At 53.1% G+C, this 26,207-nt stretch carries 25 protein-coding genes; 18 read left to right on the top strand and 7 right to left on the bottom strand.

Features of this window, described 5'->3' with window-relative positions:
• From FE845_RS15215 to FE845_RS15205, 3 genes are all read right to left on the bottom strand, one after another.
• Entirely contained in the window at positions 1–264 is a 264-nt protein-coding gene (locus FE845_RS15215; RefSeq protein ID WP_200366440.1) for a DUF4212 domain-containing protein, read from the bottom strand.
• 209 nt (positions 265–473) lie between these two features.
• The gene (locus FE845_RS15210) at positions 474–1,181 is read right to left on the bottom strand and encodes a PolC-type DNA polymerase III (protein ID WP_200366437.1); all 708 of its coding nucleotides are present in this window, start codon (positions 1,179–1,181) and stop codon (positions 474–476) included.
• A 16-nt stretch (positions 1,182–1,197) separates the two neighbouring features.
• Complete coding sequence (locus FE845_RS15205) at positions 1,198–3,114, bottom strand: putative nucleotidyltransferase substrate binding domain-containing protein (RefSeq protein ID WP_200366434.1); 1,917 nt, start codon at positions 3,112–3,114, stop codon at positions 1,198–1,200.
• A gap of 196 nt (positions 3,115–3,310) precedes the next feature.
• On the opposite strand from FE845_RS15205, the gene smrA reads away from it, so the two are divergent.
• From smrA to FE845_RS15160, 9 genes are all read left to right on the top strand, one after another.
• Positions 3,311–3,892, top strand: coding sequence for a DNA endonuclease SmrA (gene smrA, locus FE845_RS15200; RefSeq protein WP_200366425.1), 582 nt, complete (start codon positions 3,311–3,313; stop codon positions 3,890–3,892).
• A gap of 69 nt (positions 3,893–3,961) precedes the next feature.
• Positions 3,962–4,153, top strand: coding sequence for a hypothetical protein (locus FE845_RS15195; protein ID WP_200366423.1), 192 nt, complete (start codon positions 3,962–3,964; stop codon positions 4,151–4,153).
• A gap of 77 nt (positions 4,154–4,230) precedes the next feature.
• Positions 4,231–4,725 (top strand): (2Fe-2S)-binding protein, encoded by a 495-nt coding sequence (locus tag FE845_RS15190; protein ID WP_200366421.1) that lies wholly within the window; start codon positions 4,231–4,233, stop codon positions 4,723–4,725.
• A gap of 1 nt (position 4,726) precedes the next feature.
• On the top strand, positions 4,727–6,931 hold the full coding sequence (locus tag FE845_RS15185; protein ID WP_200366419.1) for a xanthine dehydrogenase family protein molybdopterin-binding subunit: 2,205 nt from the start codon (positions 4,727–4,729) through the stop codon (positions 6,929–6,931).
• Positions 6,924–7,994 (top strand): XdhC family protein, encoded by a 1,071-nt coding sequence (locus FE845_RS15180; protein WP_200366416.1) that lies wholly within the window; start codon positions 6,924–6,926, stop codon positions 7,992–7,994. The genes FE845_RS15185 and FE845_RS15180 overlap by 8 nt, the downstream gene beginning before the upstream one ends.
• A gap of 4 nt (positions 7,995–7,998) precedes the next feature.
• Positions 7,999–8,625: a methylthioribulose 1-phosphate dehydratase gene (locus FE845_RS15175; protein ID WP_200366414.1), complete on the top strand. Its 627-nt coding sequence runs from the start codon at positions 7,999–8,001 to the stop codon at positions 8,623–8,625.
• Positions 8,622–9,182, top strand: coding sequence for a 1,2-dihydroxy-3-keto-5-methylthiopentene dioxygenase (locus FE845_RS15170; RefSeq protein WP_200366404.1), 561 nt, complete (start codon positions 8,622–8,624; stop codon positions 9,180–9,182). Before FE845_RS15175 ends, FE845_RS15170 begins: the two co-directional genes overlap by 4 nt.
• The gene (gene mtnC / locus FE845_RS15165) at positions 9,179–9,871 is read left to right on the top strand and encodes an acireductone synthase (protein ID WP_200366402.1); all 693 of its coding nucleotides are present in this window, start codon (positions 9,179–9,181) and stop codon (positions 9,869–9,871) included. Before FE845_RS15170 ends, mtnC begins: the two co-directional genes overlap by 4 nt.
• A gap of 41 nt (positions 9,872–9,912) precedes the next feature.
• The gene (locus FE845_RS15160; RefSeq protein ID WP_227714403.1) at positions 9,913–10,968 is read left to right on the top strand and encodes a DUF3080 domain-containing protein; all 1,056 of its coding nucleotides are present in this window, start codon (positions 9,913–9,915) and stop codon (positions 10,966–10,968) included.
• A 40-nt stretch (positions 10,969–11,008) separates the two neighbouring features.
• Here FE845_RS15160 and FE845_RS15155 read toward each other — a convergent pair whose 3' ends face one another.
• Genes FE845_RS15155 through arsC form a run of 4 tightly spaced genes read right to left on the bottom strand, consistent with a single transcriptional unit; the run spans position 11,009 to position 14,267 of the window.
• The gene (locus FE845_RS15155) at positions 11,009–12,835 is read right to left on the bottom strand and encodes a GspE/PulE family protein (protein WP_200366400.1); all 1,827 of its coding nucleotides are present in this window, start codon (positions 12,833–12,835) and stop codon (positions 11,009–11,011) included.
• A gap of 29 nt (positions 12,836–12,864) precedes the next feature.
• Entirely contained in the window at positions 12,865–13,224 is a 360-nt protein-coding gene (locus tag FE845_RS15150; RefSeq protein ID WP_200366389.1) for a DUF2069 domain-containing protein, read from the bottom strand.
• Positions 13,225–13,277: 53 nt separating this feature from the next.
• Positions 13,278–13,883 carry an NAD(P)H:quinone oxidoreductase gene (wrbA, locus tag FE845_RS15145; RefSeq protein WP_200366387.1) on the bottom strand — a complete coding sequence of 202 codons (606 nt, stop codon included), beginning with the start codon at positions 13,881–13,883 and terminating at the stop codon, positions 13,278–13,280.
• Positions 13,884–13,913: 30 nt separating this feature from the next.
• Positions 13,914–14,267, bottom strand: a complete 354-nt coding sequence (arsC, locus tag FE845_RS15140; protein WP_200366385.1) for an arsenate reductase (glutaredoxin) — start codon at positions 14,265–14,267, stop codon at positions 13,914–13,916.
• A 68-nt stretch (positions 14,268–14,335) separates the two neighbouring features.
• On the opposite strand from arsC, the gene FE845_RS15135 reads away from it, so the two are divergent.
• The 9 genes from FE845_RS15135 (at position 14,336) to ispD (ending at position 26,181) form a co-directional block, all read left to right on the top strand.
• Positions 14,336–14,803, top strand: coding sequence for a TlpA family protein disulfide reductase (locus tag FE845_RS15135; protein WP_413785087.1), 468 nt, complete (start codon positions 14,336–14,338; stop codon positions 14,801–14,803).
• Positions 14,804–14,877: 74 nt separating this feature from the next.
• Positions 14,878–18,360 (top strand): DNA polymerase III subunit alpha, encoded by a 3,483-nt coding sequence (gene dnaE, locus FE845_RS15130; protein ID WP_200366381.1) that lies wholly within the window; start codon positions 14,878–14,880, stop codon positions 18,358–18,360.
• Positions 18,361–18,518: 158 nt separating this feature from the next.
• Positions 18,519–19,472 (top strand): acetyl-CoA carboxylase carboxyl transferase subunit alpha, encoded by a 954-nt coding sequence (gene accA, locus FE845_RS15125; protein ID WP_200366379.1) that lies wholly within the window; start codon positions 18,519–18,521, stop codon positions 19,470–19,472.
• A complete protein-coding gene (gene tilS, locus FE845_RS15120) occupies positions 19,456–20,796 on the top strand; it encodes a tRNA lysidine(34) synthetase TilS (RefSeq protein WP_200366366.1) in 1,341 nt (446 codons plus the stop codon). The genes accA and tilS overlap by 17 nt, the downstream gene beginning before the upstream one ends.
• Positions 20,797–20,883: 87 nt before the next feature.
• Positions 20,884–22,512, top strand: coding sequence for a CTP synthase (locus FE845_RS15115; protein WP_200366357.1), 1,629 nt, complete (start codon positions 20,884–20,886; stop codon positions 22,510–22,512).
• 2 nt (positions 22,513–22,514) lie between these two features.
• Entirely contained in the window at positions 22,515–23,360 is an 846-nt protein-coding gene (gene kdsA / locus FE845_RS15110; RefSeq protein ID WP_200366346.1) for a 3-deoxy-8-phosphooctulonate synthase, read from the top strand.
• 194 nt (positions 23,361–23,554) lie between these two features.
• The gene (gene eno, locus FE845_RS15105; protein WP_200366344.1) at positions 23,555–24,850 is read left to right on the top strand and encodes a phosphopyruvate hydratase; all 1,296 of its coding nucleotides are present in this window, start codon (positions 23,555–23,557) and stop codon (positions 24,848–24,850) included.
• Between the two features lie 207 nt (positions 24,851–25,057).
• On the top strand, positions 25,058–25,330 hold the full coding sequence (locus tag FE845_RS15100) for a septum formation initiator family protein (protein WP_200366342.1): 273 nt from the start codon (positions 25,058–25,060) through the stop codon (positions 25,328–25,330).
• Positions 25,331–25,479: 149 nt separating this feature from the next.
• Positions 25,480–26,181 carry a 2-C-methyl-D-erythritol 4-phosphate cytidylyltransferase gene (gene ispD, locus FE845_RS15095; protein ID WP_200366340.1) on the top strand — a complete coding sequence of 234 codons (702 nt, stop codon included), beginning with the start codon at positions 25,480–25,482 and terminating at the stop codon, positions 26,179–26,181.
• Positions 26,182–26,207 lie beyond the last annotated feature (26 nt).

The following is a 26,207-nucleotide window of genomic DNA, read 5'->3' as shown; positions in this document are numbered from 1 at the left end:
TTACTCCTCGTCTACGCCGAATTGTTTATCGAGTCTGTTCATGCGCCACGCGTAGTGGAAGATAAGTCCAATGAACGTGAGAATAGAGCCCTGTTGAGCAAACCAGAAACCCAGATCGGTGCCGCCGATTGGTATACCTGAAAGCATAGGGCGCAGAACGATTCCAAAACCGTATGAGACCAGAGCCCAGACAATAAGGCTCCCAAATATAAGGCGAAGGTTCGCCTTCCAGTACTTTTCAGCATCGTAGCTATGACCTGGCATAGGATTACTCCTGTCTTGTTGTTGTTTATCCGTGGTGTTTTTTCGGTGAGCTGAGCGAACCAGAGAGTTTGTTATTCATATTAGTATTTCCCCTACTTGTCCTCCTCTTTGACTCTACATTGCGGGCGATTTATAGATATTGGCAAAAGGTCTAAATCTTGAGTTTTTTCTTGGAGTAGGCCTGTTACCAAGGCCTTCAGGCGCCTTAATCAGTTGTGGTGTATGTTTCTCAGGCGGCGGTGGTAGCGTAGTTTGTCGTGCAACTCTCGCAGGGTTTTGAGGCCTTCTTTGTGTGCTTTGTTTAGCGCAATTAATGTGAGTTCAGCAGTTGCCAATGCATCCGAAGCAGCGTGGTGTCGGGCACTGACCTCAAGACCGAAAAAATCGGCCCAGTGATCCAAACCCTTGCCCCCCGTTTTGGCATCCGGAAAAAACGCAGGCAGCACATCAGCCACGTCCATCCATGTATGGTTCTGGGTGTAGCCCAACTCTGCTTTTAGTGTTTTCTCAAGAAACTTCTGATCAAAAGCAGAGTGGTAGGCGAGAACCGGGTCACCGTTCATCCATTCCAGTAAAAACAGCAGAGCATCCTCGGTTTCGTGGCCCTGAGTGAGGGCTTCCGGGCCGATGCCGTGAATTAGAACCGTTTGGGTAATGTCGAGTTCCGGGCGCCTCAGAATGAGGTCAAACTGATCACTGAGGTCGATAGCGCCTCCGTTGATAGCGACTGCGCCAACTGCGATTACTTCATCTTTGCTCGGATGTAGGCCGGTGGTCTCCAAATCCAATACGATCAGGCGGCACTCAGAAAGTAGCTGATCCCCCGGTGTTTTAGGCTTGGGCGTATTCTCTGGCGCTATGGTGCCGGTTATGCCGGTGCGACGACGTGCAATCCATTGTCTGAGCTGTTGCAACATGGGCGGCGGCCTGACTTCAGAGTTGGTAGGTAAGTTCGAGTTTTTGTTGCAGGCGCTGGGCCTGCCTGAACGATTCTCGTAAAATTCGTCGGTCTAGCGGATTTAGGTCATTCGGATCAATAAAATTCGTAAGCTCCTCGCCACGTTCCAGCATTTCCTGATGGGACCGCATGCGAATAGCTTGTATTAGGCTGTAGGCGTCCTTCCAGGCATTGGCATCTTTGTCGTCAAAAATACCCTTCCCAACCAGTTTGTCCATCCTCTCAAGCGTATTTGCATTTTTCACACCGTTGGCCAGCGCAAATACGCGCACGGCCTCAACGAAAGGCGCGAGGCCTTGACGCTTGAGGTCCAGGCTGTTCTTTTTGCCGTCAGTGACGTAGCGGAAATTGCGAAACATGGTCAGCGGCGGCTTTCTCTGGAGCGCGTTTCCTGCAAGCATCTTTTGGAAAAGCGCGTTTTTCTGGATTCTTGCGAGCACTTTATCAAGAAGTTCGTTTAACGAGTCGGTGGGGCCAAAAACCGCTCTCATGTCGAGAAAGATGGACGAGTACACCAGATTTTGCGGAGTGGAGGCGTCAATGAAGCGGATGAACCAGTCATCCCACTCGTGATCACTCAGGCACAGCTTAGGGTTGCTGGCCATGATGTTGCCTTTGCACAGGGTAAAACCACACTGGGCAAGCTCGTCATTCACCGCTCGGGCGAATGGCAACAGCTTTTCACGTACCTGCTCTTCCGTCATGCCCTCTGGTGTTTGGAATAAAATACCGTTGTCTTGGTCGGTCAGCAGGGTTTGCTCCTGCCGACCTTCGCTACCAAACGTTAGCCAGGTAAAGGCTATGCCCGGGTCGTTTTTCTTTATGTTCAGCTCAAGTACTCGCCTCACAGTGACATCGTTAAGTGTTGTAATGATTTTTACGACCTGACCAGAATCTGCCCCGTGGGCCAGCATAGCGTCCACTAAGCGGGATACATCGGTACGAAGGCTAACCAGTGTGCGTAAGTGTGTGGCGGTACCAATCGTGCGAGCGAGGTTCACCAGATCAACCCTTTGCAGGGAAAAGAGATCCCGCTCCGATACCATTCCTATCAAACGCTTATGCTCATCTACCACACAGAGGTGTGCAAAGTGGTGTTCTGCCATTAGCATGGCCGCGTCAAAGGCGTCTGCTTGTACAGGTAGACAGCAGGGGTTTTTGGTCATAATTTGACCCACAGGCTCGTCTAAGCTGCACGTTTCCTCTGCAATCATGGTACGCAGATCACGAAGCGTAAAAATACCTATGGGGTGCCTGCCATCGTCGGTGATAACGATGCTGCCAACGTTATTTTCATGCATGCGGGCAACGGCTTTGCGCACTGGCACATCCGGATTGCACACAATGGGGTTGCGCAGCGCGTAACGCTCAAGTGGTGTGCTTAAAGAGATGCTGGATCCCATAGAAGCCATGGCGCCGGTTTGTATGCGTTGGTTAACCTGATCCAGTAAACTGCTGACACCGCGCAAGCAAAAATCCCGGAATGGCTCGCTCTCGGATATCAGGGTTACAAACGCGTCTTGCTCAATACTTAAACAGAAGGTATCGCCAGCTGCGCGGTGCAGAGTTCGAGTGGGGCGCTCGCCTATGATGGCCGCTAGAGGAAAACACTCGCCCTGACTTATCTCAAATGTGGTTTCGGTTTTGTCCGCTTTCTCATTATGTCGTTCGCCACGAATCCGTCCCTGTTTAACAACGTAGAACCTGTTAACGACGCCATCTTCTGCCGACAAAACAACATCGCCATCGGCGTAGAACCGCAGCGTTGCATGCTCCGCAAAGTGAGCGAGATGATCGTCATCCATGTTTGAAAAGGGCGCGTGTGACTGTAGAAAGACCATTATGGCGCGAGTATTCTGCGGGCGAGTTGTGTCCTGATTTGCTGCTGCCATAGCCGGTCCCGTCCTTTCATTATTATTGTCAATTTACAGTGTAGAACACTGGGGACAATGTCCACTCTACGATTTTGGTCGCATCTTGGGCGTTTTGATGGGGTCGGTGCACGTCTGATCAAACCTCGGCTTTCTTTATGGAAAGCGTGCCGAGTGGTAGAGTTCCTTCATTCAGCAGCTTATTAAATGCACGGCCATGATTACCAAAAATGATCGCCTCAGTTTTCTTGAGGAAATGAAGGATGTCCGGCGTATCCGAAAGCCCAATCGCGCCGAGATAACCACCCCCCGCGAACTGACGCCCGGTCACTTGGAGCGTCAGCGTGCTGCTGTGGAAAAACCGCTTCGAGATTCTAACCCACTGACCTCGGACATAGTGGAGCCTTTAACCGCGCACGACATCCTCAGTTGGCAGCGCCCCGGTATACAGAACGGAGTCTTCCGCAAGCTTAGGCTGGGACAATATCCTATTGAAGCGAGGCTGGATCTGCACCGAATGACGGTGGAGCAGGCGCGCAAAGAGGTGTTCCAGTTCATTGGAGATTGCGTTAGTTACGGCTTACGGTCTGTGATGATTCTTCATGGGAAGGGTGAACGTAATCCTGATGGCATAGCCCAGCTCAAAAGCTATTTGGCTAAATGGTTGCCGGAACTCGCAGACGTCATGGCGTTTCACTCCGCCCAGAAACGACATGGTGGAACCGGAGCAGTCTATGTCATGGTGCGCAAGAGTGACCGGGACAAGCAGCACAACCGCGAACTGCACGGCACACGCTAGTGTTTCTGAATGGTTTATATATCTGAAGCGTTAATCGACCTACTAACCGATCTAAAGTAAGGATTTTTCATGAAAAAAATGGCTCTGATATTGTTTGTTGGTTTGGCCCTCGCGGGCTGCAAAGACCGTGTGATTTGGGATGACAAAGGCAAGATTGATGAAAAGACCCAGAATCGCGAGGTGTGGGACTCCAACGGAAAAATGAAAACCGATGAGCGCGAAGTTTGGGTAAATAAAGACGGCGAAAAAGTTGTGAAGTAATACCTGCATCAAGCAGCCATCGGCCATACAAAAGCAAGAACCCAACATGCGGTGTTGAGAATAGGGAGAGAGTAGGCATGGCACTTAGCCTTATAGTTAACGGCGAACAGCGCTCGTTGGATATTGAGGGTGATACCCCTTTGTTATGGGTATTGCGTGACGAACTGGGGCTGAAGGGCACCAAGTTCGGCTGTGGTGCGGGGCTGTGCGGCGCATGCACGGTACATCTGAATGGGCAGCCGGTGCGGTCCTGTTCGACCCCGGTGGAGTTCGCGGTTGGTGGTGAAGTAACCACCATAGAGGGCTTGGCTGACAACGGGCAACTCCATGCTCTACAAAAAGCGTGGATTGCCGAGGGTGTGCCACAATGCGGTTACTGTCAGTCTGGCCAAATCATGAGTGCAGCCCATCTTTTGGCAACCAATCCGGCTCCAGCCCGAAATGAAATTGTCGCAGCCATGACTGGAAACCTCTGCCGTTGCGGCACCTACTCGCGCATCATTGCAGCTGTAGAGTCGGTGGCCGCAAGCTCTCTCGCATACGATGCGTCAGCAGCCGGGCAGGAGAGGTGATATGGCTATGAATCGACGCGACTTTCTGAAAATAAGTGCTGGTACATCTGGCTCTCTAATGTTGTCTCTGGCGCTCCCCGGTTGTTCTGGCATGCCCACTGGTTACACACAGGAGACCGGCGAATGGAAACCAGACGCCTGGCTTGAGATAACCAATACTGACGAGATTCACTTTACTTTAGCCCGGGTTGAGATGGGGCAGGGTACCTACACCGGCCTTACTACGTTGATTGCGGAAGAGCTGGAGGTTGATCCTGAAGCGATCACGCCTAGATTTGCGCCAGTTGCGCCTGAATACCGCAACCCCCTATATAAGCTACAACTGACGGGCGGCAGCACCAGTATTTCGACCAGTTGGGAACCGTTGCGCACAGCGGGGGCTTCGGCTCGGCAGATGCTGATCATGGCAGCAGCTAGAGTATGGCAAGTGGACTCCGCGGATTGCTCCGCGGCTCAGGGGCGGGTGCTTCACCCCAATGGTCGGGATTCCATGCGCTACGGGCAGTTGGTGGAACTCGCGGCTAAAGAATCCATAAGCGATGATGTAGTACTCAAACCGGCGCGCGAGTGGAAGTACATTGGTAAACAGCGCGGCCGACTTGATGCGCGCGCCAAATCCACTGGCACGGCGGTTTATGGCATTGATGTTGAGCTACCCGGGATGGTTTACAGCGTTGTAACCCGGCCACCCCGTTACGGTGCGCGGGTTAAAGCGTTCAATGAGAGCGATGTGCGTGCTATGCCGGGAGTTTTGGATGTATTCGAAATCCAACGCGGCGTGGCAATTGTTGCCGACAAATATTGGCGTGCCCGAAAAGCTCAGGATGCCTTGAAAGTAGAATGGGATAACGAGGCAGCTTTGTCGCTTTCAACCCATGAGGTGTTTGCCTCCTATCGAAAGGCGGCGGATGAGGATCGCGGCGAGTCGGAGCGTAGCGAAGGCGATTATGAAGACTCTCTTGAAAAAGCAGAGAGGGTATTTGAGGCAGAATACAGTCAGCCGTATTTGGCCCACGCAACTTTGGAGCCGATGAATGCGACTGCCTGGTACCGGGACAACAGCATAGAAGTGTGGGCGCCTACACAGGCTCCCGATCTCGGTCGTATTGCTGCGGCTAGGGTAACCGACCTTTCTCCGAGTGATGTTATCATCAACACCACCTTTCTTGGTGGTGGGTTTGGCCGCCGCCTGACCCAAGACTATATTGAAGAAGCTGCGGCGGTTGCTTACCGGGTTAAAACACCGGTGAAGCTGATTTGGTCGCGGGAAGAAGATACTCAGCACGACTTATATCGCCCGGCCATGCTGCACAGGATGCAAGCTGGCTTTGAAGGCAACAAGCTAACCGGTTGGCATCACCAAATCGTTGGGCCCCAGTTGCTGGACTGGTACGTGCGGAATGCTGCGCCAGCCCAGTTCCCTTGGGCGCCAAAGTTTATGTACGACACCTTGGGTAAAGTCGGCTTGCTTGCCGAAGGTATCGCAACCCCAAAGGACATGTCGGCCATAGAAGGGGCCATAGAGTACCCCTACAACGTGGATAACATAGATGTTCGCCATACCCACACCGACCCCGGTGTGCCGGTCACATTCTGGCGATCAGTGGGGTACTCCCACAATGGTTTTGCCGTCGAAACCTTCATGGATGAGCTGGCTCACGAAACTGGAGAAGACCCCTACCAGTTTCGTCGCAAACTGCTGGCGGGTCAGCCCAGACACCTGGAAGTGCTCGACAGAGCTGCGCGATTAGCCAACTGGGATACGCCCGTTGCACAAGGTCGTGGCCGAGGCATAGCGCTGTTCAAAAGCTTTGGAACCTTTGTGGCTCAGGTGGTAGAAGCCGGGGTGGAGAATGGCGTCATTAAGGTCTATAAAGTGTTCTGTGCTGTGGACTGCGGCCAAGTGGTTAACCCGCGCATTGTAGAAGACCAGATTGAAGGCGGGATTATCTTCGGGCTGACCGCGGCACTTTACGGCGAGATAACCTACGAAGATGGCCAAGTGCAACAGAGCAACTTCCACGATTATCAGCTGCTGCGGCAATATGAGCTGCCCGAGGTAGCTGTGGACATTGTTCAGAGCAGGGAAGCCCCAACAGGCGTGGGCGAGCCCGGTGTGCCTCCGGTTATTCCGGCCCTGGGCAATGCGCTTTTTGCGTTGACGAGCAAGCGCCAGCGCAGTCTGCCTTTGAAAGCCGATGCCTGAAACCCCTACCGCTCCGGTGACTGGTAGCCATGAATCGGTGATTAAAGATGTCCTGTTATGGCTTGAGCAAGGCAGGCGGGTGTGGTTGTGCACGATTGTGGAAACCTGGGGCTCATCGCCCCGGCCTGCCGGTTCTTGGTTGGCGGTGAGTGACAGGGGGCAATGGAGTGGTTCCGTATCAGGCGGCTGTCTGGAAGAAGATCTTCTGCGCCGCACCGCCCGCGAGGGCTCTGACTACCCTGTGGTTATCGACTACGGTATTACCGACAACGACCGTGATGACTTTCGGCTGCCCTGTGGTGGTCGCATTCGGTTGCTTGTGGAGCCCTTGGGTGCCGCTTCAGACAATAGCAGCGCGATAGCGCATGTGCGGCAGTTGGCAGACGCTTTGAGCCATCGCAACCCAGTAGCCCGGCGCGTCATTCTCCAAGACAACCTTCAAAATATCTCCAAAAGCGCTTATCGAAGCACGGATCAAAGCAGTATGACGCTGCAGCTGCCTGAGTCTGCCTCTGAGCCCAGCATTGTGTTTGACGGACAAGAGTTGCGTCATAGGTTACAGCCGGAATGTCGGCTGCTGCTCATTGGTGCCGGAGAAGTCGCACGCTATGTGGCAGAGTTTGCAGGTGCGGCTGATTTTACTGTCACGCTTTGTGAGCCTCGCGAAACCTTTGCTTCTGGCTGGGGGCACCCGAAACTGCCACTAGACCGGAGATTGCCGGATGATGTGATAATCGAGTCTTTTAGCGATAGCTGGTGCGGCGTGTTGGCGCTGGCACATGACCCGCGAATAGACGATATGGGCTTGCTGGCGGCGCTGCAGTCGCCAGCGTTTTATGTGGGTGCCATGGGTTCAAAACGAACATCCGAGGCTCGGCGTGAACGTTTGGTATCGCTTGGCCTTGGTGATGCTGAGCTGCGGCGTTTGCGTGCACCTATCGGCATCGATATACCCAGTAAAACCCCTGCAGAAATTGCCATTTCCGTTGTTGCTGATTTGATTGCCGCGCGGCATCATTTGCGAACAACCCACGAGCCATGCTCTTCATCTTTTGGAAAGTAAAACCGTGTTTGATGTAAGCCGATACGCTGTTGTTGCCGAAGCCATAGTGGATGCCGGGCGCTTCCTGTACGGGCGTGGCTGGTCCCCGGCTACAAGCAGCAACTACTCTGCCCGTATAGATCAAGAACATATTGCCATTACGGTATCCGGCCGCCACAAAGGTCAATTGGGGGCGGGCGATGTCATGGTTGTCGATCTTCAGGGCAAGCCTGTGCAAAGTGAGTGCCGTGCCTCTGCAGAGACGCTGCTGCATACGGTGCTGTATCCGGTGTTCCCGGATGTTGGGGCCGTTCTGCATACCCATTCTGTTAACGCAACGGTGCTAAGTCGGATCGTTCCCGCTGGGGAGCTTTTAACATTTGAAGGCTACGAGCTGCAAAAAGCCTTCGATGGCGTGGAAACCCATGAGTCGACGGTCACGATTCCAGTTTTTGAAAACACTCAGGATATTGAAGCTCTGGCCCGGGAAACCCGAGAGTGGTTTCTGGAACACCCCGAGCAACCCGGCTACCTGATTCGCGGGCATGGTCTGTATACCTGGGGCAAAACCATGGCGGACTGCCTGCGGCATGTGGAAGCCTTTGAATTTTTGTTTGAATGTGAGCTTGCAACCAAGAGGGTTCGCCCATGACAACTTTGAGTATTTTTGACACACACAACCCGAAATCTGCACCAACAGTAACCCACGACTCAGGCGAAATCGGCGAGTTATTGAACAGCAAGGGCGTCCGTTTTGAGCGTTGGCCAACCCAGAACCTACCAGCAGATGCAGCGCCAGAACAGATTCTGGAAGCCTATCGCTCTGAGATTGCAAAGTTGAAGGCCGAGAGCGGGTTTCAAACCGCTGATGTGGTAAGTCTGAATCCGGACAATCCACAGAAAGGGGCTTTCCGAAACAAGTTTCTCGATGAGCACATTCACAGTGAAGACGAAGTGCGCTTTTTCGTGCGCGGGCAGGGCATTTTCTATCTACACTTTGGCAATCAAGTGTTCGCGGTTCAGTGCCAGAAAAATGACCTGATCAGCGTGCCGCAGGGCACACGGCACTGGTTCGATATGGGGCCGGAGCCGGAGTTTACGTGTATTCGCTTGTTTACCAACCCTGAAGGCTGGGTTGCAGACTTTACCGGGGAAGATATTGCCTCGCGCCTGCCGCGCTTTGAGGAATTAGAGGGGGTGTCAGCATGATCCGGGTCATTCTTACGGATATTGAAGGTACGACCAGTTCAATCTCTTTTGTGCACGATGTCCTGTTTCCCTATGCGGCAGAGCACTTGCCGGGCTTTGTCCGCGAGCATTGCGACAAACCTGAGGTATCCGGACAACTGGATTCGGTAGCCAAGGATGCAGGCGTGGACAGAGGCGATACCGAAGCGCTGATTGAAATCCTCCAAGCATGGATTCGCGAGGACCGTAAGGCTACATCGCTCAAGGCGCTTCAGGGAATGGTTTGGGAGCAGGGGTATCAGAAAGGCGAACTGCAGGGGCATATCTATGAAGATGCCGCACAGTACCTGCAACACTGGCACGACCGTGGCTTGCGTTTATACGTTTATTCGTCAGGCTCGGTGAAAGCCCAGAAACTGATCTTTGGCTTTACGACGGCTGGTGACTTTACACCGTTCTTTTCAGGCTATTTCGACACCAGAATTGGTGGCAAAAAAGAACCAGAAGCCTACCGAAATATCCTTAATGAGCTTGGTGTTGAGGCGAAGACGGTTTTGTTCCTCTCAGATGTTGAAGCCGAGCTTGAGGCGGCCGAGGCTGCGGGTATGAAAACGGCGTGGTTGATCCGTGATGGTGATTTGCCGGAAACAGAGCGAGTTGTTGCCCGGGATTTTGCCGAGGTGGACGGTGCCCTGCTGCAAAAGCGGTAACCGGTATCCAGGGCCCATCCGGGCTGGTCTAGGAGGTAAATATGCCAGCATCCATCGCTGTCAGACTGTTCACTTCCACCTTGGCCGCGCTGTTGCTGACAGGTTGCAATCCCTTCTCGGATGCTCGCCCAATGATGGAGGAATACGTAGAGCGGGTTGGGCGGGTACTGGATTCAGAACCAGTATTGTCGGAGGTGCCTGCAGCGAAGCCCATTCCCCGGCGCCGTAACCGCGTACTGCCAATGCCCGAGCTGGAATTGGGTATGCTCGATTTTTTATCCTTGTACGGTTGTGAGTTGCAGTATGTGGTGGGGGAGAAAAACTCTGTTATGGGCAAGGTGATGCAACCCCTTAACCGGTTGCGTTATGAGGTGCGTTTTATCCGGGCCGCCACTGAGTGTTTGGAAACGGTAGAGGATGAAGAGCTTGAAGGCGTGTTAAAGCAAGCCATTGCCAGTAAGCGTGAATCACTTCCAATCGCGGTGTGGAACGCAACCTGGGGTGTGGAAGAAGTTGAAACACTATTCACGCTCGCCAAAGGTGAGTACCCCGTAGAAGCTAAAAACGCACTCTCGGACCTTGCCCGCGATGCCCGCCAGTTAAACAAATCAGTGGCAGCACTTCTTGCGCAGAATCTTGAAATAGATTTGAGCTTTTGGGGCAAGGTGCACCAGCGCTGGCAGGCGGAATACCGCGCAGGCCAGTTACTCAATAGCGCTCGACTGGTTACTGCGCGTCTCGAAGACGGCACACGCCTCATTCGTCAGCGGTTGAATAGTCGCCCGCTGTGCTTCAATGGCAAGCCAAATAGCCAGTCTGATACCGTTCAAAGTATGTTTTTCAGTATCTACATTGGAAAAATCCAACCCTACCTCGCCGATATACGTCGCGCCCGCACAGATTTGATAGAGCCCTTATCTGAACTTGCCACTATGCAGGCAAAGGTAATGCCGACAGTGTTTCAAGAATGGAGCCGTTCGGCGCTGGCTTTGCAGGGCCACGATAGTGCGTGGGCCAATCTGGATAATGCCGTGACTACCCACACTAAAGCGTGGCAATCGCTACTTGAACAATGTGGACTGAGGCCGGGAGCATAACGGCTGCTTGTTTTTTGTTTAGCAAACACTCGCCTTGAAGTCAGCGTTGACTTGCCGGTGTAACCCGGAGAATTTCCTCAACGGTGGTCTGGCCGCTGGCCACTTTTTGTGCGCCGCTCAACCTCAGTGATTTCATGCCTTCTCGATAGGCGTCCAGCCTTAGCTGTTCAAGTTCGCAGTGGTCAGTAATCTGGCTCGTGAGTGCGCCCGACAGTGTCATGATTTCGTACACGCCCGCACGGCCAAGGTAGCCGGTGTTGCGGCATTCCAGACAACCTACGGGTTTATGGAAGTGTTTGGGTGGCGGAGCTTTCCAGGGTTTGGTCAGCGTCTGCCAGGCCTGCGTGTCAACGGGCGCTGAGACTTTGCAATGCGGGCAAAGTGTGCGAACCAAGCGTTGGGCCATAACACCCAATACCGTTGCACGGATGAGGTAGGGAGGAATGCCCAGTTCCATCATTCGAGTCAGCGCGCTTGGCGCGTCGTTGGTGTGCAGAGTTGAGAGCACTAAGTGCCCCGTCAGGGCTGCTTGAACCGCCATTTCAGCGGTTTCCAAATCGCGTATTTCACCGATCATAATAATGTCGGGGTCTTGCCGCAGTAGCGCCCGAACGCCGGAAGCAAAGGTCAGGTCAATATTGGTTTGAACCTGCATCTGGTTGAACGCTGGCTCCACCATTTCGATGGGGTCTTCAATGGTACAAACATTCAGCTCGGCAGAAGCGATCTGCTTCAGAGTGGAATACAGTGTTGTGGTTTTACCAGACCCTGTAGGGCCGGTAACCAACACAATTCCGTGGGGTTTTGAGGTTGCTTCCTGCCAGCGCTCCCGATCTTCGCGGCTGAACCCCAGTTGTTCGTAGGATTTTAACAACACATCAGGGTCGAATATCCGCATCACCATTTTTTCGCCGAAAGCCGTTGGCATGGTAGCCAAACGAAGTTCTACTTCGCTGTTGTCGGGCTTGCGAGTTTTTAGGCGGCCATCTTGAGGTCTGCGTTTTTCGGCAACGTTCAGTCGCCCCAGAATTTTTAGCCTACTGGTAATGGCCATACCCACATGTTCTGGAAACTCGTAAACGCTGTGCAAAACGCCGTCTATCCGAAAGCGTATGTGGGTTAGCGTGCGTCTTGGCTCAATGTGAATGTCAGAGGCGCGCTGATCAAAGGCATATTGCAGTAGCCAGTCGACAATACGTACAACGTGCTGGTCGTTGGCATCTGCGCTGTCGCTGGCGCCCAAGTCCAGTAGCTGTTCCAGATTCTGATGACCTGCGCTGTTGCCCGGACCTTGACCACCACTGGCTTTATTCACAGAGTTCGCGAGCTGATAGAACTCGACGGAGTAACGTCGAATATCTTCGGGGTTTGCCACTACGCGACGAATGTCTTTGCGCACCGCTTGGTGTAGATTGCCCTCCCAGTCGGTTTTGAAGGGTTCCGCACTGGCCACGACTATGTCGTCCGGCCCAATCTCAACGGCGAGAATGCCATGGCGTTGGGCGAACGCATAGGACATAACCCGGGCAATCGCGGGCGTGTCTATTTTTAGTGGATCAATGTGGTAGTAGGGTTGGCCAGCCCAGCCAGCTAACCATTGTGTAAGCCGGTCGAGATCGAGAGTCTTACCGCTCTTTTCGCTGGTGAGCGCCGCAATAGCAACAAGCTCCAGAGGGTGACGTTTTGCTGTCTGACTGCTGGCAGCGCCGAGATTGGCAGAGAGCACCCGCTCAGCGCTTTCCTGATTGATTTCGCCGTCGCTGACCAGTGCCGTACAAACATCCCGCAGTGTTAGAGTGCTTCTTGGAGGCGCAGGGGGCTTAGAAGAATGTGACGGTGTGTGTTCTGCTTTAGTGAAATCAGCCATGGAGTATCACTTTTCGGAATTGGGGCGAATCAATCTGCAACCGGCCGGTTCACTTTTAAATGAATCATGGCCACAGTGAACAAAAGAAATGTCAGGATCATAAGCACGACGGGGCCAGGCGCACCCTGACTAAGCCACGAGGTAACCACTGCTTGAGTAAAGTAAAAAATCACTGCAAAAGCTAACCAAATATAGCCTCTATTGTTGCCACGGAAAACGGGTGCCACCAGTGCGAGCAGCGGTATCAGTTTAACGGATAGCATAAGGGCTATCGACACGCCAGCAACCGGTGCTGGGTAAAAGGTGGTGATCAAAAGGGTTGCCAGTACCGCCAAATACAAAAACTGGGTTGCGTGGGCGGTGTGCCGGGCTTTGGGGTTGTGGAGCATTGTAGAATTCCCGAAAAGTATAAAGTGCTTTACGTGGCGAGGCTGTGTTTGTGTCAATCAGCTAACTTAAGTGCCAGATTTGCAAGGCGTTCACCAAATAGCTGGCAGAGGGCCTTTTCATGTGTGCTCAACGGTTGTTGCGCAGCAGTTCCGGCCCAGTGTGTGGGGCCATAGGGTGTGCCGCCGGTTGTGGTTTCACTGAGGTTTTCATCAGTATAGGGAAGCCCGCATAACACCATGCCGTGGTGCAGCAAAGGTATCATCATCGTCAGTAATGTAGCCTCTTGGCCGCCGTGTAGGCTTCCGGTCGAGGTGAAAGCCCCCGCTGGCTTGCCTGCTAGGGCGCCGCTTAGCCATAAATCCCCAGTGGTGTCTAGAAAGTGTTTGAGCGGTGCGGCCATATTGCCAAACCGGGTGGGGCTGCCAATAGCCAGACCTGCGCAATTAGCGAGGTCGGACTTGCTAGCATAAGGCGCACCTGTGTCTGGAACCGGAGGCAAGGATGCGTCTGTATCGGGCGAAACCATGGGAACGGAGCGCAGTTTTGCCTCGATACCCTTCACCTTTGCGACTCCGCGGCCTATCTGGCTTGCCAGCTCCGCAGTCTGCCCGTTGCGGCTGTAATAGAGAATAAGAACATAAGGCAGTTGCTCAGACACTTTGGCTTCCTTTAGTCGACGGTCGTACAATCAAAGAATGGTTAGAATATTTTCCGGTGGGCGTCCCACGGCAGCTTTGCCGTTGGCGATCACAATGGGCCTTTCAATCAACCTTGGACTGGCTACCATAGCAGCAATCAGTTGTTCTCGGGTAAGGTGCGGGTTGCCCAAACCTTGCTCCTTGAATTCACTTTCACCGGTGCGCATCAGTTCACGCGGCTGGCGGCCGAGTGCCTCAAGAATATCGGATAGTTCCTGCTCTGTTGGCGGTGTTTCCAGGTAGCGTATAATCTCCGGCTCAATACCTCGTTCCGTAAGTAGTTCGAGCGCTTGGCGAGATTTTGAACAGCGGGGGTTGTGGAAAATCCGGATGGGTTCTGTCATGTTCGTGCCTGTTTGTTGAAATGGAGCTGCAATCATTTGTGGCGAGCAGTCTAACAGGAGGTTTTCCCGTGCAGAACCCTGACATCCGCCGGTTAACCCGGAGAGTCGTCGTTACGGCAGCGGTATTTTTAGCGGTTGCATTAGCCGGTTGCCAAAAAGTTGAGCTGGAAAGAGCAGAGGGCCCAAAACTTGCCTGGAATGATCTGCGGGGCCAGTGGGTATTAGTTAATTACTGGGCTGAGTGGTGTAAGCCTTGTTTGGAAGAAATCCCGGAATTCAACGAGCTGGACAAAGCACCGGATATAACGGTGTTGGGTGTCAACTTTGACGGTGTGAAAGGCGAAGCTCTGGTAAATCTCGGTAAACGCATGGGCATTGAATACACCATGCTTGGTCAGGATCCGGGGCCCGAATTCGACTGGAAGCTCCCGGTTGCCTTACCTGCAACCTTCATTGTGAACCCCGAAGGGGATCTCGTGGAGGCTCGTTTCGGCCCTCAGACGGAAGCCGATATACGCGCATTGATTGGCGGGTAAGGGCTTCTCGGACACGTTGTTCCCGACCACTTAAATCCTTTTAATGAATACATATGCAGGAATTACCTGACGCTATGTCGCAGACTTTTGTACACCTTCGCGTACACTCCGAACACTCCATGGTGGACGGCCTTGTGCGCGTCAAACCGCTGGTCCAACGCGTTGTGGAGTTGGGCATGCCAGCCGTGGGCCTCACGGAACAGTCCAACATGTGCTCGCTGGTGCGGTTTTACAAAGCGACAACCGGTGCAGGTATAAAGCCGGTTATTGGTGCGGACCTATGGCTAGAGAATCCAGACGAACCGGAAGCCCCGTTCCGTTTAACCTTGCTAGCCCGGGACAATCAAGGCTATCTCAATCTCACAGAAATCATTTCCCTTGGATACACAGAGGGCCAGCGTTACGGCAAACCCATTATTCAGCGCAAATGGCTTGAGACCAGAGCCGAAGGCTTGATTGCCATGTCTGGAGCCAAAATGGGTGATGTGTGCAAAGCGTTGCTAGCAGACAAACCCGAACTGGCTAAAACTCGGGCTGAGTATTGGATGAATCTGTACCCGGGCTCTTATTATCTGGAGTTACAGAGAACTGGTCGGCCCGGTGATGAAGACTGCCTGCACATGAGTGTCGAGCTTGCTCAGGAGTTAGGGCTTCCTGTTGTAGCGACAAACGACGTGCATTTTTTGGAGGCCGACGACTTCGAAGCCCATGAGGCTCGGGTCTGTATCGGTGAAAGCCGTGCACTAGACGACCCCCGACGTGATCGCCGCTTCAGCGACCAACAATACTTGCGCAGCGCTGAAGAAATGATTGAGTTGTTCAGCGACGTGCCAGAAGCCATCCAGAACACTGTCGAGATAGCGCGGCGCTGCTCGGTTACCGTGCGGTTGGGCGAATACTTCTTGCCCAACTATCCGGTGCCGGAAGGCATGACCATGGATGAATACTTCCGTAAAGTGTCTGAGGATGGTTTGGAAGACCGTCTGGCCAAAACCCTGCCCAAGGACGATCCTGACTACGACAATAAGCGCGAAGCCTACTACAAGCGGCTGAATTTCGAGCTGGATATCATCATCCAGATGGGATTCCCGGGCTACTTCCTGATCGTAATGGACTTTATCAAGTGGGCTAAGAACAACGGCGTACCTGTTGGTCCGGGACGTGGTTCCGGTGCTGGTTCGCTGGTTGCATACGCTCAGCTCATCACCGACTTGGACCCCCTAGAATACGACTTGCTGTTCGAGCGCTTTCTTAACCCGGAACGGGTATCCATGCCCGACTTTGACGTCGACTTCTGTATGGAAGGGCGGGACCGGGTTATTGCCTACGTAGCTGAAAAGTACGGCCGGGAAGCGGTTTCCCAGATCATTACATTCGGCACCATGGCGGCGAAAGCGGTAGTGCGAGACGTGGCCCGTGTGCAGGGCAAATCCTATGGTCTCGCAGATAAGCTGTCTAAAATGATTCCCTTCGAAGTGGGAATGACTTTGGGTAAGGCGGTTGAGCAGGAGCCAAGTCTTCAGGAATTCCTAGAGCAAGATGAAGAAGCTCAGGAAATTTGGGAAATGGCCCTAAAGCTTGAGGGTGTGTGCCGGAACGCCGGCAAGCACGCTGGTGGTGTGGTAATCGCACCCACCAAAATTACCGACTTCTCGCCGCTCTACTGCGATGATGATGGCGGTAGTTTGGTGACCCAGTTCGACAAAAACGATGTAGAAGACGCTGGTCTGGTGAAGTTTGACTTTTTGGGCCTGCGTACGCTCACCATCATCGATTGGGCGTTGAAAATGATCAATCCGCGGAGAGAGAGCCGAGGATTGCCGCCGTTGGATATTAACGAAATCCCGCTGGATGACCCGGCCTCCTTCGTAATGCTGAAAAAAGCGGATACTACCGCTGTATTCCAGCTGGAATCCCGGGGCATGAAGGATTTGATTCGCCGCTTACAGCCGGATTCGCTAGAGGACATGATCGCTCTGGTGGCGCTGTTCCGCCCCGGGCCATTGCAATCGGGCATGGTTGACGACTTTATCGACCGGAAGCATGGCAAGCAGCCCATGTCGTTCCCGCACCCGGACTATCAATACGAAGGCTTGAAGCCGGTTCTGGAGCCCACCTACGGGGTTATCTTGTACCAAGAGCAGGTTATGCAGATTGCTCAGGTGATGGCGGGTTACACTCTAGGCAACGCTGACATGCTGCGCCGGGCTATGGGTAAGAAAAAGCCCGAAGAAATGGCCAAGCAGAAACAGTTTTTCCTCGATGGGTGTGAAGGCAATGGCATCAACAAAACCCTTGCTGAAAATATCTTCGACTTGGTTGAAAAATTTGCAGGCTACGGCTTTAACAAATCCCACTCTGCAGCCTATGCGCTGGTGTCCTACCAGACGCTATGGCTGAAGGCGCACTACACCGCCGAATTCATGGCTGCGGTTTTGACCGCAGATATGCAGAATACGGACAAAGTTGTCACGCTCGTTGAAGAGTGCCGTAACCTCAAGCTGGACTTGGTGCTGCCGGATGTAAGCCGCTCGGAGTATACCTTTACCGTTAATGATGAAGGCCAGATTGTGTACGGCTTAGGCGCTATTAAAGGGTTGGGCGAAGGTCCGATTCAAGCCATTGTAGAAGGTCGAGCCAGCGGCGAACCCTATCAGGACCTTTTCGACTTCTGCCGCAAGGTAGACCTGAAAAAAATCAACAAGCGGGCGATGGAAGCCTTGATTCGTTCCGGTGCCATGGACAAACTCGGCGCGAGTCGGGCCCAACTGATGGCCAGTATCCCCAAAGCCGTTCAGCAAGCGGATCAGCAATCGCGTAATGAGTCCGTCGGCATGGTGGATATGTTCGGCGACATGCTGGAGGCCGCTGATGGCGGAGATCCCTACGCCGATGTGGCGGACGTGCGCGAGTGGCCCGAGAAGCAGCGCCTGAAAGGCGAAAAAGACACTCTAGGGTTGTACCTTACGGGGCATCCGTTTGATGAATATGAGCGCGAAGTCCGGCGTTTTGTGCGCTCGTCTATTTCAGATCTAAAACCCAATAAATCACCGCAACGGGTCGCTGGGTTGGTCATTGCCCAGCGAACCATGAAAACCCGCACCGGCTCCACCATGTGCTTTATTACGTTGGATGACCGTAGCGCACGAATTGAGGCTACACTGTTTTCTGAGGCTTTCTTTGAGAACCGCGAGTTGTTGCAGTCAGATCAGGTGATTGTGGTTGAAGGTCAGGTAAGCCACGATGACTACTCTGGGCAGATGAAAATGCGCGTCAGTTCGGTAATGGACGTGCCCAGCGCGCGCAAGCAGTTCAGCAAGGGCTTGAAGCTGAACTTGCATGCTGACCAGCTTCAGAATGGACTGCTGGACAAAATCGACAGTACCCTAAGGCCGTTTCGTTGTGACGGTAGCCCAGTATGGATTGAATACATCAGTCCGGAAGCCAGCACCCGGATTGAGCTGGGAGATGCCTGGCGTGTGCAGCCGGATGACAACTTGTTGCTGGAATTGAAGTATCTGGTGGGCGACCAGTGCGTAGAACTGGTCTATGATTGAGTGATTAAGGCAAAGAGTTGCACGCAGAATTAAATGTTTGTCAGGTTGCGGGCTCATACCAATGTCCGCTTTAGCCGTGACTCTGGCGCTGCTATCTTTGTCCCAAATTCTTTATTGGCGGAGCGCTGGCCCGCCTGGCGATAAAATGATGGAACATCATGAACCCTAATTATTTGGATTTTGAACAGCCGATTGCCGACCTTGAAGCGAAAATAGAAGAGCTTCGAATGGTTGGTAATGACACTGACATCAACATTTCTGATGAAATCACACGGCTGAAAAAGAAAAGTGTCAGCCTGACCGAGAACATATTCTCTGATCTACATCCTTGGGATGTGGCTCGCTTAGCTCGGCATCCGCGTCGGCCCTATACCCTTGATTACATCGAGATGATCTTCGAAGATTTCGATGAACTTCACGGCGACCGTCGTTATGCGGACGATCAGGCCATTGTGGGCGGCACAGCGCGCTTAAACGACACGCCTGTGATGGTGATCGGCCATCAAAAAGGCCGCGAAGTGCGGGACAAAGTGAAGCGCAACTTCGGCATGCCGCGCCCTGAGGGTTACCGCAAAGCCCTGCGTCTGATGGAAATGGCAGAGCGCTTTAGAATGCCCATCCTTACGTTTATAGACACGCCGGGTGCCTATCCGGGCATCGGTGCGGAAGAGCGAGGCCAGAGTGAAGCCATTGCCTTTAACTTGGCAGTTATGTCGCGCCTAAAAACGCCGGTTATTTCAACGGTGATCGGTGAGGGTGGTTCAGGCGGAGCTCTGGCCATTGGTGTGTGTGATCAGTTGAATATGCTGCAGTATTCCACCTATGCGGTGATATCGCCGGAAGGTTGTGCCTCCATCCTATGGAAAAGTGCTGAGTATGCTTCTTTGGCGGCTGAAGCCATGGGTGTAACGGCAGATAGGCTGAAGGATCTCGGGCTTGCGGATAACGTTATCACCGAGCCCTTGGGTGGCGCCCACCGTAATCCGGAACAAATGGCTGAATCCTTGCGCGAAACGCTTGTAGGCGGGCTGGCAGAACTATGTCGCCTGCCTCTGGACGAGCTGGTCTCCCGGCGGTATGAGCGGTTAACCCGCTATGATACAGGGCGCTGAGCCCGTCCACGGGTATTCGTTTCCGGAGTCCCTGCTCTCGCCGGTGAAAGCCATTTCCGGTTACCGGCAGCTTTGGGTCGCCCTCAGTGGCGGCCTTGACTCTACCCTTCTTCTGCACCTTGCTGCGCGCTGCCATTCCGGAGTGCGGGCAGTGCATATCAATCATCAGCTTCAGGCCAATGCGGGCGAAACGGAAACGTTCTGCGAAAATCTGTGCGCTGAACTTAATATACCTCTCACCATTCGGCCGGTGTCGGTTGAGCTGGGTACAGGCCCGGGTGAAGGGCTTGAGGAAGCTGCACGCAAAGCTCGTTATAGCGTGTTTGAAGCACTCCTTGATTCCGGTGATGTGGTGTTGATGGCCCATCATGGAGATGATCAGGCTGAAACAGTGCTGTTTAGAATGTTTCGTGGCAGCGGTGTGGCGGGCCTTGCTGGCATGCCTGAGAGTCGCCCGTTGGGTAAGGGGCGTTTGGCTCGGCCGTTGTTGGGTATTGAGCGATCAGAGCTTGAGAGTCATGCGCAAAATGCTGGGCTTTCATGGGTTGATGACCCCAGCAACACCGATACAAAGTTCGACCGCAACTTTTTACGTTTAAGCATTCTACCGGCCCTTAAAAAACGCTGGCCCGGCTTGAGTCAACGCTTGCGACACAGCGCTGAAGCCTGCTCCGAGAGCGACTTTCTAAACCAACGGCTGGCGGAGTTGCAGTGGCAGGCGATCGGAGGAGAAGGGCGGCGCCTGCCAGTTGCCGGGCTGATGACACTTTCGCTTGCGGAGCAGACAAATCTTCTCCGCTGGTGGATCCGTCGGGCTGGATATCACCCTCCCTCGGTTAACAACTGGTCGCAGGTACTGCAGGATCTATTGCTGGCAGCAGAAGACCGTTTGCCGGAGCTGAGAGCGAACCGTTATAGCCTTCGACGTTTTCAGGGCGAGCTGTGCTTGGTTCCCGAAGCTCAGTCATTGCCTAAGGCGCCTTTAAAGCTTCGGCCTGACCAAACGGTGCAATGGGCAGAGTGGGCGATTCGGTTGAATCGGGTGTCTACAGCGAAAACGGATTTGCCGCCTATACGGATATGTACGAGGCAAGGGGGGGAGCGCGTTCGTTTTCGCGTAGATGACCGCTCTAAATCACTTAAAAAGTGGTTTCAGGAGCAAGCCGTTCCCCCTTGGGAAAGGGGGCGTCTGCCCTTGATTTTCGCGGGTGCGACGGGGCAAGAGGAACTCATTGCGATTGGCGATTTATGGTGTTCTGAGCAATACTGCGGAAGCGCCCCTGCCGCAGGCTTGCGGCTGATTGTCGAGCGGGATTGTGATTGAGTCGCTAGGGGCTTTCTGGTAGTCTGGCGTCCCATCTTGAGATGACAATCTCCCTCCTTCACAGAACCTGATAATCATGGAATCTGCATGACGCGTTATATTTTCGTCACCGGCGGTGTTGTGTCTTCACTGGGGAAAGGAATCGCATCAGCCTCTCTGGCTGCGATCCTTGAGGCACGCGGCCTGAAGGTCACTATCCTCAAGCTGGACCCTTACATTAACGTGGATCCAGGCACCATGAGCCCGTTTCAGCACGGTGAGGTGTATGTCACCGAAGACGGCGCTGAAACCGACCTCGACCTTGGTCATTATGAGCGTTTCATTCGTACACCGATGAGCCGTCGCAATAATTTTACGGCTGGCCGTGTTTACGAGGAAGTTATCCGCAAAGAGCGTCGCGGTGATTATCTCGGTGGAACCGTGCAGGTTATTCCCCATATCACAGACGAGATTAAACGCCGCGTTGTTGAAGGTGCCGCTGGAGCAGACGTAGCTTTAGTAGAAGTGGGCGGAACCGTGGGCGATATTGAATCTCTGCCATTCCTCGAAGCCTGCCGCCAGTTGAAAGTTGAAGTAGGCTCGTCTCGCGCCTTGTTCATGCACCTTACTCTGGTTCCCTATATTGCCACGGCTGGTGAAATCAAAACCAAACCAACCCAGCACTCCGTAAAAGAAATGCGCTCTATCGGTTTGCAGCCGGATATTCTGCTATGCCGCTCAGAGCATGAAGTAGACGCGAGCTCACGCCGAAAAATTGCACTATTTACCAACGTAGAAGAGCGTGCCGTTATTCCTATGCGAGACGCCAAATCTATCTACGCTATCCCGCGCATGCTGCACGAGCATGGTCTGGATCAGTTGGTAATCGAGCGCTTTAATCTTGATGCCCGCGAAGCAGACTTGAGTGAATGGGACAATGTTGTCGAATCGCTGATGAATCCAGAGCAGGAAGTGACCATTGCCATGGTAGGCAAGTACATGGAACTGCTTGAAGCCTATAAGTCGCTGATTGAATCTTTGCTTCATGCAGGGATTAAAACCCGCACCAAAGTGAACATTAAATATATCGACTCAGAGGACATCGAGCGCGATGGCACTCAGGTACTTGAGAGCGCAGATGCAATTCTGGTTCCAGGTGGATTTGGCGAGCGTGGCGTAGAAGGTAAAATCACCACGGTTCAGTATGCACGTGAGAATAAAGTGCCCTATTTGGGTATCTGTCTGGGCATGCAGGTGGCGGTGATTGAATACGCCCGCAACAAAGCTGGACTGGTTGATGCGCACAGCACAGAATTTCGTGAGCATACTCCCGAGCCTGTGATTGGTTTGATTACCGAGTGGCTGGATGCGACGGGTGAGCGCGAAGAGCGCTCGGACGATTCAGACCTTGGTGGCACCATGCGTTTAGGCGCTCAGGACTGTGTGCTGACCGAAGGCTCGAATATTGCTAATTGCTACGGTAGAAAGACCATTCGTGAGCGCCATCGCCATCGTTATGAAGTAAATAACCACTTCTTACCTCAGTTGGAAGCTGCTGGCCTGCTGATTTCCGGGCGTTCCACAGATGGAAAATTAGTGGAAGTTGTGGAAGTTGCCGATCATCCCTGGTTTGTCGCTTGCCAGTTCCATCCGGAATTTACATCAACGCCCCGGGATGGCCATCCGCTTTTCAAGGGCTTTGTGGAAGCAGCGCTGGCGAATCGTAAGGACTCCTGATCATGGCCCAGAGCACCGTTACTGTTGCTGACATCGACATCGCCAACCACAAGCCGTTCGTGCTGTTTGGTGGTATGAACGTGTTGGAATCTCGTGATCTGGCTTTTGAGGTTGCTGAAAGCTATGTAGAGGTTTGCCGCAAGCTGGGTATCCCTTACGTTTTCAAAGCTTCATTTGATAAAGCGAACCGCTCTTCGGTTCATTCCTTCCGGGGACCGGGTCTGGATAAAGGCTTGCAGATACTGGCTGACATCAAGAGCAAGTACGGCGTCCCGATTATTTCTGATGTCCACGAGCCGGAACAGGCGACGCCTGCCGCAGAAGTGTGCGACATCATCCAGCTGCCCGCTTTTTTGAGCCGCCAGACCGATCTGGTTGTGGCCATGGCGAAAACCGGTGCGGCAATCAACATCAAAAAGGCCCAGTTTCTTGCGCCGCAGGAGATGAAGCACATCATCACCAAGTGCGCCGAGGCGGGAAACGACCGGGTTATTCTTTGTGAGCGGGGCAGCAGCTTCGGTTATAACAACCTTGTGGTCGATATGCTTGGCTTTGGCATCATGAAGGCCATGAATGTGCCGGTTATGTTTGATGTAACCCACTCGCTACAGATGCCGGGCGGCCGCGCAGATTCTGCAGGTGGTCGCCGTGCTCAGGTTACAGATCTGGCGTTGGCTGGCATGTCTCAGGGCTTGGCTGGGTTGTTTCTTGAGGCTCACCCTAACCCTGATGAAGCCCTGTGTGATGGCCCATGTGCGCTGCGCCTGAGCCAGCTTGAGCCGTTCCTGCAGCGAGTTAAGGCTGTTGATGATCTAGTGAAGAGTTTTAAACCTATCGACACCGCCTGAATGGCGGTGTTCGTGTTTTAGCCCTGGTGGCACGAGCAAGCTGGTAGGGCCTTACGAAACACGCTGTGAATACGTCCATGTACGCTTGGCTACGCCATCCATGGCTTCGCACAGTTTCGTAAGGCCCTACCAGCTCGCTCTTGATCAAACCTTTATAAATGACCTTGAAATTGTAAATCTGGAGACTTCCGAGAATGACCAAGATTGCGAACATTAAAGCCCGTGAGGTTATGGACTCCCGTGGTAACCCTACTGTCGAAGCAGACGTAATTCTGGAAGACGGTACGCTTGGCCGCGCTTGCGCTCCCTCGGGCGCTTCCACCGGTTCTCGCGAAGCGCTGGAGCTGCGCGATGGAGATGCGTCACGTTATCTGGGTAAGGGCGTACTGAAGGCAGTTGCGGCTATTAACAGCAAAATCAACGACGCTCTGAAAGGCAAAGATGCTGCAGATCAGCGTGGTCTTGACAACATCATGTTGGAATTGGATGGCACGGAAAATAAAGCCAACCTGGGCGCTAACGCTATTCTGGCAGTGTCTCTGGCAGCGGCTAAAGCAGCCGCGACGTCTTTGGGCAAGCCACTTTATGAGCACATTGCTGACATCAACGGCACCTCCGGCAAGTTCAGCATGCCGGTGCCAATGATGAACATTCTTAACGGTGGTGAGCACGCGGATAACAACGTTGATATCCAGGAGTTCATGGTGCAACCGGTTGCTGCCAAGAACTTTGCAGAAGCTCTGCGCATCGGTGCCGAGATTTTCCACAGCCTGAAAAAAGTATTGCAGGCACAGGGCCTGAACACGGCAGTAGGCGATGAAGGAGGCTTTGCACCTAACCTGCCGTCCAACGAAGCAGCTCTGGCTGTTATCAAAGAGGCGGTTGAGAAAGCTGGTTACAAGCTGGGTACAGATATTACTCTGGCTTTGGACTGCGCGGCTTCCGAGTTTTACAAGGATGGTCAGTATGTTCTGGCCGGAGAAGGTAAGAGCTTCGATTCTGCCGGCTTTGCCGATTACCTCGCTGGCTTGGCCGAGCGTTACCCGATCGTGTCTATTGAAGATGGTATGGACGAGAGTGATTGGGATGGCTGGAAGGTGCTAACCGACAAGATTGGCGACAAAGTACAGTTGGTGGGCGATGATTTGTTTGTTACCAACACCAAGATCCTCAAGCGTGGTATCGATACAGGTGTGGGCAATTCCATTCTGATCAAATTCAATCAGATTGGCAGTCTGAGTGAAACTCTGGATGCCATTAAGATGGCACAGGATGCCGGGTTTACGGCAGTTATTTCTCACCGCTCCGGTGAAACCGAAGATACGACGATTGCGGATCTTGCGGTTGCTACCTGTGCCGGTCAGATCAAAACGGGTTCTTTGTGTCGTTCGGATCGGGTTGCTAAGTACAATCAGTTGCTGCGTATTGAAGAGGCACTTGAGGGCAAGGCTCCTTATCGTGGTCTAAGTGAAATCAAGGGGCAGGGCTGAGAATAACAGCTTCCGTTTTGGCCTTTAATCCTTTAGATTTTAGGTAACAGAATGTTAAGGCCGTCGTGCTTTGAATGAAAATTCAATCACGACGGCCTTTTTGTCCAATTAGTTAGAAGAATTTGTTGCGAATCTACTCTAAGGTCTATACTTAGCATCCGGTGTATGATTTTTGATCGTTTTAACTCCTGAACGGAATCGGTATTAATGAAGTTGCTCTGGGCTTTCATGGTTGTTCTCATTCTCCTTCTGCAGGTGCGCCTGTGGGTTGGGGAGGGCAGCTTTGCGCAGGTCTGGACGTTGGAGCAGTCGATTGCGGAGCAGCGGGAAGAGAATGCTGAGCTGTCCACACGCAATGCGCGTTTGTATGCGGAGGTGCGTAACCTTCGTAATGAGCAAGGTGCGGTGGAAGAGCGAGCCCGGATGAACCTTGGGTTGATTCGCAATGATGAGACTTTCTTTCTTGTCGTTGAGCAGTGACTTTTTAATTTGAGCACAGAGCGGCAGGGACGTTCTTTCCAAGACACGCTATGAACACTTCCCTGTGCGCTTGACGGTGGCCATCCTTGGCCACCGACAGTCTTGGAAAGAACGTCCCTGCCACTCTCTCAGCAACGTGCGTAACTCTCATGAGTGACTCTAAACTTTGGTTGATTGTCCCCGCCGCAGGCATTGGTCAGCGGATGCGGGCCGGATGCCCTAAGCAATATCTCCGTATCAATAATCGCTTTATTCTGGATATCACACTGTCGCGATTGTTGGATACCGGTCGTTTTACCGGCTGCATGGTTCCGTTGAATGCCTCAGATCATTGGTGGCCAGAATCAGATGCGAGTAATGATAATCGTATTCAAACCTGTAGCGGTGGCGTGGAGCGGGCGGATTCTGTTCTTTCAGCGTTGCACGCACTCAAGGAGCAGGTGGCGCCAGATGATTGGGTGCTGGTTCATGACGCGGCTCGCCCTTGTGTTCATTCTGCTGATCTTGCAAATCTCGTTTCAACACTGATGGATCATCCGGTGGGTGGCCTGTTGGCGGCTCCTGTTGCGGATACGCTTAAAAGGGCGGATTCAGGTGGTTTACCTGAAGTTGCTGAAACGGTGGATCGTAGCCAGTTGTGGCGGGCGCTTACGCCGCAGATGTTCCGTTATTCTATGTTGTTTTCTGCACTGGAGACCGCTCTGCAAGAGAAGCAACCAGTTACGGATGAGTCCTCCGCGATGGAGTTTTCCGGTAATATGCCGGTTCTTGTGGAAGGTCGGCCGGATAATATCAAGATTACTGTACCTGCTGATCTGGATCTTGCCGGCTTTATTCTTAGTCGGTTCTGAATTTTCTGGTTTTCCCGGAGTTGTTT

The sequence above is a fragment of the Marinobacter sp. 1-4A genome, assembly GCF_016597725.1.
Lineage (GTDB): Bacteria > Pseudomonadota > Gammaproteobacteria > Pseudomonadales > Oleiphilaceae > Marinobacter.
This window is presented reverse-complemented; position numbering and strand designations above follow the sequence as displayed.